The organism is Peribacillus sp. SIMBA_075 (genome assembly GCF_046534585.1).
On record NZ_JAWRYN010001701.1, the window covers coordinates 1 to 232 of the forward strand.

Annotated in this window: 1 protein-coding gene; it reads left to right on the plus strand. The window is 34.5% G+C overall.

Features of this window, described 5'->3' with window-relative positions; genetic code table 11:
- Positions 1-232, plus strand: a 232-nt coding sequence (locus tag SB775_RS34235; protein ID WP_486360749.1) for a hypothetical protein, incomplete at both ends; no start/stop codon positions are given.

Here is a 232-nt window from a genome sequence, read left to right on the forward strand (position 1 = left end):
GAAATCATGATTAATGCAAAGGAAGGCTACGATATTGACTTAGTAGGCAAATCGATTGAAGCACAATCCAAAGGGCTTCCTTATGTAAGCCAAGTAAGCAAAGAACGGTCTTTTAGTTATTCTAAAATAAATGAAACGATACATAATAATAAATTGATGAGCAAGGTTATCCCTTTCATTCTCTTTTTGATTGTAGCCATTATTCTCTTTCCTACGATGTCTAGGATGATCG